Origin of the sequence: Myxococcus xanthus (assembly GCF_013116825.1) — a bacterium.
Classification (GTDB): Bacteria; Myxococcota; Myxococcia; order Myxococcales; family Myxococcaceae; genus Myxococcus; species Myxococcus xanthus_B.
In genome coordinates, this window is record NZ_JABFNS010000109.1 from 20,263 (window position 1) to 30,631 (window position 10,369).

The window sequence follows — 10,369 nt, forward strand, 5'->3', positions numbered from 1 at the left end:
ATGCGCCGTCCTTCCTGGAAGCTGTCCTCCTGGGCCCTGATGGGCACGTTCGCCGCCGGCTGCGGCGCCTCGCATTCCCACGTGACGTGGTCGGAGGACGCGCCTCATCCGAAAGAGGAGGTGTTCGTCGCCAGGCCTCCGCCCGAGTCGCCCGCGCCCAGCCCCACCTCGGACCCCAAGGCGTTCGCCGCCCGGTATGCCAACCCGGCCGTATGTGAAGCCGCCGCGCGGCGCCTCCAGGGCGCTTCGCGGGATGAGGCGTGGGATGGCCTGAAGGCCTGCATCGAGCACACGCCCTTCACCCAGCTCAACGCGTTGCTGGGCCGCGCCTGGGCGCAGGACCTGATCGTGCGTCCCGAAGGCGCGAAGCTCATTGCCCGCGTGGTGGCCCAGCGCGGTGGCAGCGTGACGGGTGAGCTGCGCTACCTCCAGGAGAAGCAGATCCCCATCTTCTCGTTGGCCTCCGCCATGGACCGGCCGGACACGTACAAGGGCCGCTACGTGCTGCTGCGCGCGCAGGTCGCGGACCAGCGCTCGGAAGGTGAGCGCCCCACGGTGTGGCTGGTGGAGCAGGCCCTCAGCTCCGTCCAGACGGACGAGGTCGTGGGCTATGGCGAGCGCATCGACTCTGTCACCACGTACTCGGGTGACCTGGCCGGGCAGTCCGTGCTCACGGGGCCAGGGCGGGTCGGGGGCACGGTAAGCACGTCCGAGCGCTCCGGCCGCAACACCACGCGGCGCTTCGTGGAGAACGTCTCCGACGAGACTGGCCGCGAGGCACTCGGTCGTCTGGCGAGCGCCGACCCGTTCCTGGAGACCCGGCGCGACTACGTCATCCTCGCGCGCTTCGACGGTGTCCGCCTCACGTCGGGCGGCGCGGAGACGGATGATGAAGCGCCGCGCATCCCGGTGCTGACCATCGTCAGCTACCACGCGCCGCAGGCGCTCGTCGTCTACTGAGCGGCCTTCGACGCGGACTCGTCGCGGAAGGTCGGCGGCGTGCGCACTCAGTGCCTGGGTGACACAGAAAAAAACGAGGCGCCGGGAAACTTGCCCCGACGCCTCGCCCTGGGAACCGACCCCGCGCCAGTCCCCACGTAACCGTGTGCAGGTCGCGCCCGCGCTACTGCTGGGTCGCACCCGTAATCGTGAAGTGACTCGCCACGTCGCGGCCCGAACCCACTTCCACCGTCACCGGCTGGTTGGGCGTGGTGGTGACGCTGACGAAGGCGGGCGGCTCGAGGTGCACCGTGAAGGTGCCCGGAATGAGGAACTTGAAGGCCGCCTCGTAGGTGCCGTCGCCGTCCTCGTCGGTCAGCGCCAGCCGCTCACTGCTGCCCGCCTCGTTCGTCATCACCGCGTTGAAGTCGCCCAGCGTCACCTGGTGGCCGTCCACCACGGGCAGGGTCACCGTCGCGGCCGTGTCCGCCGTCACGCGGATGCTACCGGAGGCCGTCACCTCGGCGGCCTTGATGACCGGATGCATCACCCACTTGTCCGCGTTGCCGGCTTCCTTGCCAAAGCTCTGGCCGACGTCGAAGTCCACGAGCAGCACCTTCTGCTCGCCTTCGATGGTCAGCTTCTCGGAGAACTTCACCTTCAGCCCGGACGTGCCGAAGCTGGGCATGTGAAGTTGGCCGTCCACCTGCGTGCCCGCGGGCAGGCCGGAGTAGTCGGCTGACGACGCGAACACGGTCGACGCGCCGTCCTCGTTCGCCACCTCGATGTAGCCACCGGTGATGACGAAGCGAAGCTCGGAGTAGTCGCCATTGGGGACCACCGCGTCAGACACCAGTTCAGACGTGGAGTTGGCGAGCTCCAGCAAGCTCACGGTGGCGGGGGTATCGCGCAGCACCACGCGGCCACCCTTGCCGTCGCCGCCTTGCAGATAGATTTCGGAGATGGTGACGACAGCGGTGCGGATTTCGTCTCCCGGTGCGTCGGTCAGAAGCAGGGTGACCTTGCCCTCGTTGCCACCACACGCCATCAGCGGGAGCAGGGCGATGGGTAGCAGGGCCAACAGGGTCGAGCGTAGGCGCGAGCGAATAGTCATGGTCGGCACGTCCCAGAGTAGGGCCCGCTGGAATACCGGGCCGTTCGACACGTAATGACCCGGCCCGGGAACATCCGGCCACGCCCCCTGCGGATGTCGCCGCGAAAGCAGGGGGCCTGGAGGCCCACACCCACTTACGCCGGTGACGTGTCCAGGCCGTGCTTGCGCAGCAGCTTGCGCAGGTACACGCGGTCGATGCCTGCCTCGCGGGCCGCGCGGGACACGTTGCCCTCGCAGCGGTCGATGAGGGCGCGCAGGTAGTCGCGCTCGAAGCCTTCGATGATGCGGTCCTTGGCTTCCTTGAAGGGGAGGTCCAGGGAGATGGGGCGCGTGCTCTCCGGGTCGTCCGAAGGCGGCGGCAGGGTGGAGGGATCCTCGGGGGGCAAAGGCAGGTCCGGGATGTCCGGCAGGGCCTCGTCGCCCAGGTTCACCACCCGGTCCACCACGTTGCGCAGCTCGCGCACGTTGCCCGGCCACGGATACTGCGCGAGCAGGGCGCGCGTCTGGTCCGACAGCGCGCTGGGAGGACGCCCCATCCGCTGCAGCACCGTATCGACGAGCAGCGGCACGTCTTCCAGTCGCTCCCGCAGCGGTGGAAGGCCGACGCGGAGCACCGCGAGCCGGTGGAAGAGGTCACCACGGAAGCGCCCGGCCTGCACCGAGCCCTCCAGGTCCTGGTGCGTGGCCGCGACGACGCGCACGTCGAAGGTGCGGTAGTCGTTGGCGCCCACGCGCTTCACCTGCCGGCGCTCCAGCGCGCGCAGCAGGCGGGGTTGGACTTCCAGCGGTAGTTCGCCGACTTCGTCCAGGAAGAGCGTGCCGCCGTGGGCGCGCTCGAAGGCGCCCGCGCGGTCGGCGTGCGCGCCCGTGAAGGCGCCTTTCACGTGTCCGAAGAGCTCGCTCTCCAGCAACGAGGGGGCGATGCCCGCCAGGTCGGCGATGACGAAAGGCCCCCGAGCCCGAGGGCTGTGCGTGTGGATGGCCTCCGCGCACAGCTCCTTGCCCGTGCCCGTCTCACCCTGGATGAGCACGTCTGACTCACCCGCGGACAGCCGCTCCAGCAGCGTGAAGAGCTCCCGCATGCGGCGGCTGTTTCCCACCAGTGAGCCGAAGGCGCTGCGCGCGGACAGGGGCCGCGCCCGGGGCCGCTCGCTCTCCGGCATCAGCTTCAGCTCGGTGGTGCCCAGCTTGAGGACCGCGCCCGTGCGCACCTCCAGCTCCTGGAAGCGCATGCCTTCGCAATAGGAACCATTGCGCGAGCCCGGGTCCACCGCGCGCACGCCGCTCTCGTTCACCTCGAGGATGAGGTGCTGGCGCGACACCGCGCGGTCCGACAGGAGGATGTCCGCATCCCGGCCCGACCCCACGCGATAGCGTCCCGGCATCAGCGGCCAGTCGCGGCCAGCGTCCGGACCCGACAACACCACCAACCGGGTACGTACCCGTTGGACACGAATGGCCGGCAACGCATCGGTGCGGACCAGTTCGTCGTCCCCATCCTCATCTCCCAGACTCGCCACGGCGCGGACGATATCACAGCCGCTTTGCGTGGGTTCGCCTCCGCATTCCCGGGTTATGCGGTAAAGTTTGAAAGGGGGTATCACCCGCGATGGCAAGCGCGCCGCGAGAACGATTCGGCCGGTATGAACTTCAAGAGCGGATCGGCCAGGGTGGCATGGCGGAGACGTGGCGCGCCCGGCTCCGGGGCGCGGCGGGCGTCACCAAGTCCGTGCTCATCAAGAAGGTGCTCCCGGAGTACGCCAACGACGAAGCGTTCGTGTCCATGTTCATCAGCGAGGCGCGCATCTCCGCCACGCTGTCGCATGGGGCCATTGCGCAGGTCTTCGACTTCGGGAAGGTGGACGGGCAGTACTTCCTGGCCATGGAGCTGGTGGAAGGCCATCCGCTGAACCGCATCCTGAAGCGGGCGCTGCGTTCCGGCTACCACTCCCTGCCCGTGCCCATCGCTGTCTTCATCGCCATGGAGATGTGTCGCGGCCTGCACTACGCGCACACCCGCAGTGACGAGAAAGGCGAGCCGCTGGGCATCGTCCATCGCGACATCTCCCCCGACAACGTCCTCATCGGCTACGAGGGGCAGGTCAAGATCGTCGATTTCGGCATCGCGAAGGCGCGCTCCCTGCGCAGCTTCAATACCGAGCCCGGCGTGGTGAAGGGGAAGTACCTGTTCTTCTCGCCGGAGCAGGCGCGCGGGGAAGCGGTGGATGCCCGCACGGACGTCTGGGCCACCGGCGTGGTGCTGTTCCAGATGCTCTGCGGCCGACTGCCGCTGGAGGGCCAGGTCCACACGGTGTTGCGGCGATTGAACAGCGGCCAGCCGCTGCCCTCGCCGCGACAGGTGCGGTCCGACATCCCGGTGGCGCTGGACTCCATCATCCAGCAGGCGCTCGCGCTCCAGAAGGAGTCCCGTTTCGAGTCCGCCCATGCGCTCGGGGATGCCCTGGCCGGGTTCCTCTACTCGTCCACCCCGCGCTTTTCGCCCATGTCCGTGGGGTACCTGCTGCGGGAGCTGTACCGCGCGGACCTGGAGGCGCTCGGGATGGATGCCCGGGTGCCGGCCTCCTTCTCGGAGGAGATGTCCATCTGGCGCGAGGCGCCCCCGCTGCCCGCGCCCACGCAGCACGGTGTGCCAGCGCTGGGCCTGGAGCCGGACTGCCGCACCGAGGAGAGCGGGCCCGTCGAGGTGAACGACGCGGAGAAGGAGGCTCCCGCGCCGCGTGCGACGCGAGTGGGCCTGTTCGCCGAAGGCAGCAGCAGCTCCCAGTGGGTGGCCGGTGTCGGCCTGGTGGTGGCCGCGGTGCTCGCCGTGGTGGCGGTGACGCGGGTGGGCTCCGACTTGCTGGCCGCCGCCAGGGAAGAGGCGCGCGCGTCCGGGCCGCCCGTGGCGCAACGGATCATTCCGCCCGCGTTGCCTCCCGCCCCGCCCGTGGTCGCGCCCTCGAAGCCCCCGGCCCCGGAGGTGGCGCTTTCGCGGGCCTCCGAGGCCATGGTCGAGAACACGGATGACGAAGAGGTGTCGGGAAACGTCGACACGCCGGATGACGCAGTCGAGGTGGCGGGCGGGCGTTCTGGCGTGGCGCGTCCGGTCTCCGGGGCGCGGAGCGGCAAGGTCGTCCCCGCGGCGGGAACGGGCGCTCGAGGACAGACGCGGCAGGCCCAGGCGGTGCTGCTGGGCGAGGCCGCCAACGCCCTGGCGGTGTCGCCGGTGACGGCGGGGCCCGCGCACCGGGTGCTCACCACCGGGCGCGCCCTGCAACGTGAGGGGAAGTACACCGCCGCGCGGAACTCTGCCCGTGAGTGCGCCCGGCTCGAGCCCGGCAATGCCGAGTGCTACCTGCTGCTGGGGGCCGTGGAGGTGAAGCTGGGGCGAGTCGAGGAGGGGGCTCGCAACTACCACCGCTTCCTGGAGCTGGCCCCGTCGGACCATCCGCTCGCGAGCACCGTCCTGCGCATTCTGCAGGAATACGAAGCCCGCTAGGTCAGGCGTCCACGATTCGACGCATTGACTCACCCGGCTCCTCGCCGGGGGCTTGGAAAAGCGAGCGGGCCTCCCGTACAAGGGGGCTCGCATGAAGCGTTTCCGCCTTCCTCGACGCCTGACGCTCCCTGCGCTGCTGACGGCAGCTGCATGTGGTGAGTCTGACTCCATCCCAGTCCGAACCTGCGACGTGACGTTGACCTACGCACCGCAGCAGTCCGTGGCGGGCACTGTTCAGGTCATGGGGGAATGGAACAACTTCGCCTCCCCACCTCAGCCCATGACCGACCGGGGTGACGGCGTGTTCACGCTCCGCCTGGAAGGGCTGGAGCCGCGCGCCTACGGCTACCGTTTCGTGGTGGGCGACAAGCAGGAGCTGGATCCGGAGAACCCGTACTCGCGCTGGGTTCGCGCGGAGGAGTATTCGCGCGTCACCGTCCCAGACTGCCGCCAGCCCGTGCTGGAGTTGAACCGCTTCACGGTGACGCCCGAGGGCTCGCTGGACGTGGCCGTCTCCTACCTCGATGGGACGGACAAGGCGGGCCCGGCGGCTGATGGCTTGGTGCTGTCGCTGGACGGCACGCCCCGGCCGGACGCCTATGACGCCGCCTCCGGCCGCTTCCACCTGAACGTGCAGGGCCTGGAGCAGGGCAAGCACCACGTGAAGGTGGTGGCCAAGGACAGCCAGGGCCGCGAGGCGGAGTCGCTCTATCTGCCGTTCTGGGTGGAGCCGGAGCGATTCCGCTGGGACTCGGGGCTGATGTACTTCGCCTTCACGGACCGCTTCCACAATGGTCGGCTGGAGAACGACGCGCCGGTGGCGGACGTGGACCCCATCGCCAACTATCTTGGCGGGGACTTCGCGGGCATCACCCAGAAGCTGGAAGAGGGCTACTTCGACGCGCTGGGCGTCCGCACGCTGTGGATTTCCCCCGTGGATCAAAACCCCGAGGGGCGCTTCATCGGCACCGGCGGCAAGTACTACACCGGCTATCACGGCTACTGGCCGTCCAAGCCTCGCGAGACGCAGCACCGCTTCGGCTCGCTGGAGGAGCTGCGCGCGCTCACTGCGGCCGCGCACAAGCGGGGCATCCGCGTCATCGCCGACCTGGTGCTCAACCATGTCCACGAGGAGCACCCGTATTGGGCGAACCACGCGCGCGACGGCTGGTTCAACACCGCCGCCAGCTGCGTGTGTGGCACGCAGGACTGCGACTGGGAAGCCAAGCGCCTCACCTGCAAGTTCACGGACTACCTGCCGGATTTCAACTGGCGCTCGTCGGACTTCGTGGACCAGTTCGCCGCGGACACGCTCTGGTGGCTGGAGCAGGCGGACTTCGATGGCTTCCGCATGGACGCGGTGAAGCACATGGAGCAGGTGGCCGGGCGCACCATCCGCGGGAAGCTGAGGGACATCACCGCGATGACGGGCACCGAGTTCTACCTGGTGGGCGAGACGTACGTTTTCACGGATGGGCGCCCTCAGATTGCCCGTTACATCAGCCCGCGCGAGCTGGACGGCCAGTTCGACTTCCCCCTGTACTGGCCCGTGCGCGAGGCCTTCGCGGACGGCAAGGGCTTGCAGCGTGTGGATGACGCCGTGCGCGCCAACGAGGAGGCCTATGTACCGGGAACGCTGAACTCGCCCTTCCTGGGCAACCACGACGAGGCGCGCTTCATCTCCCAGGCCGCGGGGCAACTGCACGGGGGCGGGAGTGATCCCTTCGGTCCCAATCGCCCGTCCACGGTGGTGACGGATCCGGCCGCCTTCGAGAAGATGAAGTACGGCTTCGCCTTCGTGCTGACGCAGCCGGGCGTGCCGCTGGTGTACTACGGCGACGAGGTCGGCCTGCCGGGCGCGGATGATCCGGACAACCGTCGCCTCATGCGGTTCGGCAGCGCGCTTGCGCCGCTGGAGCGGGAGTTGCTCGACTTCGTGCGGAAGCTGGGGCAGGCGCGCCGGGCGCACGAAGCGCTGCAGATGGGCGCGCGGCGGACCCTGCGCGTGGAGGACGACCTCTACGTGTTCCAGCGCGATCTGCCGGACGGGAAGGGGGCCCTGGTGGCCATCAACCGTAGCGCCGTGGAGCGCTCACTGGTATTGGAGTTGATGGGAGGCTTGGCCGCGAGCAGCGGTACCTACGTGGACATCTTCTCCGGGCAGACGCTGCAGCTGGCCGGCACGGAGACGGTGCTTGTCGTCCCGCCGCGCGGCGTCGCTGTCTACGTGCCCCACCAGGAGTAACAGGGTGGGGATGTTCCGGTGGAGGGGTGGGCCGTCCCCCTTCCGCCGGCGCATCCACTCAGGACTGAGGTGCCGCCTGCTCGCTCTTACCGTGCTTGTAGAAAAGCACGAGCGTGTAGCAGTGGAATTCGTTGTCGGACGACTGACAAACGACCCGGTCCACAATCTCCAGGTCGGAGTTGCTCTTCAGCCAGCGGGTGACGTTCTCACCCAGCTCCTCGCGCTCCTTCGCCTTGGTGGCGGAGAAGACCTTCACGCCCGTGAACATCGCCTGCCACTCCTTGTGCGGTGCTGATTCAGGACAATAGGAAGTTATCGCACGCGTCGTTCCGGGGTGTCAAAAACCCGGCTTCCCTGTTGTGGGGATGTTGATCGTCCATGCCTGGGGGTTTGCAGTCTCCCGCCCGTGCCTATGTTGCTCGGGTCGCACCGGATTGCGTGGGGCGCTCGTGGCAGGGGGCCGCGAGTGGTGGCGGAGTGGGGAAGGGGGAAGGCCCGTGGACATGAAGACCAAGAAGGACCTGGCCGTAGACTTCATCAACACCATCCGGACGATGGAGCCCTCCGCGCTGAATGCGCTCATCGTCAAGGAGGCAGGTGAAGAGCTGGCCCAGTTCTTCCTCAATTACAGTGCGAACCTCATCTCCAAGGACCCGTCCCGGGTGCTGGAGAACACGTCCTCGCTGATGCTGATGGGCTACCTCATCCGCACCTACGAGGAGAAGAACACCCAGGCCACCCAGGGTACCTTCCAGTCCTACGCGTTCGCCTGAGCCGCGGGCAGGGCGTTGCAGGCTCGACAGGGCTCGGGGGAGCCTGTTAGGGAGCAGCGCCCATGCTCATCGACATGCACGCCCATTCCCACCTGTCCAAGGGTTGCGAACTGGACCCTCGCGCCGTGCTGGAGCGGGCCGCCTTGTTCGGCCTGGACGGTGTGGCCTTCACCGAGACGAACACCCAGGACGGCTGCGACGAGCTGTTCGAGATTGGCGCGAAGTCGAAGCTCAAGGTCTTCGTCGGGCTGGAGCTGGTGACGGATCGTGGGCAGTACCTGTGCTTCTTCCCGAAGCCGGAGCTGGCCCCGGAGCCGGTGCAGATGTGGGGCAGCAACCGCGAGAAGCCGTGGAGCGCCGCCGAGTGTCTTCCCAAGGTGAAGGCCCTGGGGGCCGCCATCGTCGCCGCGCGGCCCTATGACCGGGACTCGCAGAACCCGGCCATGGACTTCATCCGCTCCCTCGGCGTGCTGAGCGCGGTGGAGGGCTACAACGCCCGGGTGAAGCAGACGTCCAACGACCTCGCCGTGGAGGCCGCCGCGGCGCTGAAGCTCCCCTGTGTGGGTGGAAGCGACGCCCGGGGTTCGCTCGACGAGGTCGGCCGGGGCGCCACGCTCTTCAAGCGGCCGGTGCAGACGCAGGCCGAACTGGTGGCCGAGCTGCAGAAGGGTGATTTCTGGCCGGTGATGGCCGGCGACCTGCCCCGGCTGACGCGCCCGGGAGAGGCCCAGGCCGCGCGCAAGTCCGGTGGTGGCGGCCGGGGTGGTGGTGGCAAGCGCCGCCGTCGTTAGCCGGCGCTCGCCGAAGTCCGCTCAGGGGGCGACCGGGGTGCCGCCTTCCTCGGCGCGCGCGAGGCGTCCGTCCGTGAAGAAGGCGCGGCGGCGGCCACCGGGGTAGATCCACTCCTCGTGCCTGGCCGTGCCTTCCAGGGAGCGCCGCACCGTCTCCGGCGGGCCCCAGGCCATGCGGGCCGCGTCCATGGACATGTTGGCCACCAGTCGCTTCTCACGCACGGCTTCCTGTACCGCGGGCGGCAGCGCGTCCAGCGTGGGCTTCAAGTCCCTCGCGGACAGGTACTTCTCCAGCTCCGTGCGGAAGTCCTCCGGACGGTCCAGGTTGGGCGGCATCACCAGGATGAGCGGCGGCGCGTTGGCGGGTGCACCGGCTTCCGTGAGGTAGACCCAGGGCCAGGCGCGCGGGCTGTAGAGGACGCGCTCGGTGATGACCCAGGAGGTGGGGAACTCCACGCGGGTGATGCGCAGCTTCGTCCCGGCGGGGAGCACGCGCTCCACGGCGCCCGGGTTGATGGGAGCGCCCTTCGTGTCGTCGAGGAGCCGGACGTCCTCGGGGGCGTAGGGCGTCAGCAGGCGCTTGGAGGCGTCACCGAAGAGCGGCGTGACGTTGCTGGAGACGCGGAGGTACTGCTCCGCCTCCGGGCCGGAGAGCGTCTGGTTGAGGGAGGTCCGCGCCTCGGGCGGCATGCGCGTCTGGGACGCACAGCCCGCGCCAAGCACGGTCAGCAGGGACAGGGACAGGATTCGGAATGAGGCGAGCGGCATGGCACCTCCGCGGGGACAGGGCGCGGCAGGTGTCCTGATTAGCTCACCGGGCTGGCTGCGTCAGCGGAGATGGCTCCATCGCCTCGCGCTTGCCGCCGCGGCATCCACGCTGGGGCGGGCAGACGGGGCCGCGGCCATGAGGATCCGCGACGAGCAGGAAACGGCCGAGCCCGCGGGTGTCCGTCAGCTCTGGATGGCCACACAGCGCGCAGTGACGGGGAGGACGCTTGGAGGGGGGGA

General features: G+C 68.9%; 10 protein-coding genes. 5 read left to right on the forward strand and 5 right to left on the reverse strand.

What is annotated here, in order from left to right; all coding sequences use genetic code 11:
- Entirely contained in the window at nucleotides 1-960 is a 960-nt protein-coding gene (locus tag HNV26_RS26940) for a hypothetical protein (protein WP_171443747.1), read from the forward strand.
- A 163-nt stretch (nucleotides 961-1,123) separates the two neighbouring features.
- Here HNV26_RS26940 and HNV26_RS26945 read toward each other — a convergent pair whose 3' ends face one another.
- Both HNV26_RS26945 and HNV26_RS26950 read right to left on the reverse strand, forming a co-directional pair.
- Entirely contained in the window at nucleotides 1,124-2,053 is a 930-nt protein-coding gene (locus HNV26_RS26945; RefSeq protein ID WP_171443748.1) for a DUF4382 domain-containing protein, read from the reverse strand.
- A gap of 134 nt (nucleotides 2,054-2,187) precedes the next feature.
- Nucleotides 2,188-3,573 carry a sigma 54-interacting transcriptional regulator gene (locus HNV26_RS26950; RefSeq protein ID WP_171443749.1) on the reverse strand — a complete coding sequence of 462 codons (1,386 nt, stop codon included), beginning with the start codon at nucleotides 3,571-3,573 and terminating at the stop codon, nucleotides 2,188-2,190.
- Nucleotides 3,574-3,662: 89 nt separating this feature from the next.
- On the opposite strand from HNV26_RS26950, the gene HNV26_RS26955 reads away from it, so the two are divergent.
- Together HNV26_RS26955 and HNV26_RS26960 are read left to right on the forward strand one after the other, a co-directional pair.
- Nucleotides 3,663-5,552, forward strand: a complete 1,890-nt coding sequence (locus HNV26_RS26955) for a serine/threonine-protein kinase (protein WP_171443750.1) — start codon at nucleotides 3,663-3,665, stop codon at nucleotides 5,550-5,552.
- A gap of 190 nt (nucleotides 5,553-5,742) precedes the next feature.
- The gene (locus HNV26_RS26960; protein ID WP_366816993.1) at nucleotides 5,743-7,797 is read left to right on the forward strand and encodes an alpha-amylase family glycosyl hydrolase; all 2,055 of its coding nucleotides are present in this window, start codon (nucleotides 5,743-5,745) and stop codon (nucleotides 7,795-7,797) included.
- A gap of 58 nt (nucleotides 7,798-7,855) precedes the next feature.
- Here HNV26_RS26960 and HNV26_RS26965 read toward each other — a convergent pair whose 3' ends face one another.
- On the reverse strand, nucleotides 7,856-8,065 hold the full coding sequence (locus HNV26_RS26965; RefSeq protein WP_011553713.1) for a hypothetical protein: 210 nt from the start codon (nucleotides 8,063-8,065) through the stop codon (nucleotides 7,856-7,858).
- A 229-nt stretch (nucleotides 8,066-8,294) separates the two neighbouring features.
- Here HNV26_RS26965 and HNV26_RS26970 point away from each other — a divergent pair, with 229 nt between their 5' ends.
- Complete coding sequence (locus HNV26_RS26970) at nucleotides 8,295-8,570, forward strand: hypothetical protein (RefSeq protein ID WP_090492493.1); 276 nt, start codon at nucleotides 8,295-8,297, stop codon at nucleotides 8,568-8,570.
- A 62-nt stretch (nucleotides 8,571-8,632) separates the two neighbouring features.
- Nucleotides 8,633-9,361 carry a PHP-associated domain-containing protein gene (locus HNV26_RS26975; protein WP_011553715.1) on the forward strand — a complete coding sequence of 243 codons (729 nt, stop codon included), beginning with the start codon at nucleotides 8,633-8,635 and terminating at the stop codon, nucleotides 9,359-9,361.
- A 21-nt stretch (nucleotides 9,362-9,382) separates the two neighbouring features.
- Here HNV26_RS26975 and HNV26_RS26980 read toward each other — a convergent pair whose 3' ends face one another.
- Nucleotides 9,383-10,129: a hypothetical protein gene (locus HNV26_RS26980; protein ID WP_171443752.1), complete on the reverse strand. Its 747-nt coding sequence runs from the start codon at nucleotides 10,127-10,129 to the stop codon at nucleotides 9,383-9,385.
- Between the two features lie 43 nt (nucleotides 10,130-10,172).
- Nucleotides 10,173-10,369, reverse strand: a 197-nt coding sequence (locus HNV26_RS37970; RefSeq protein WP_216612748.1) for a hypothetical protein, incomplete at its 5' end; no start/stop codon positions are given.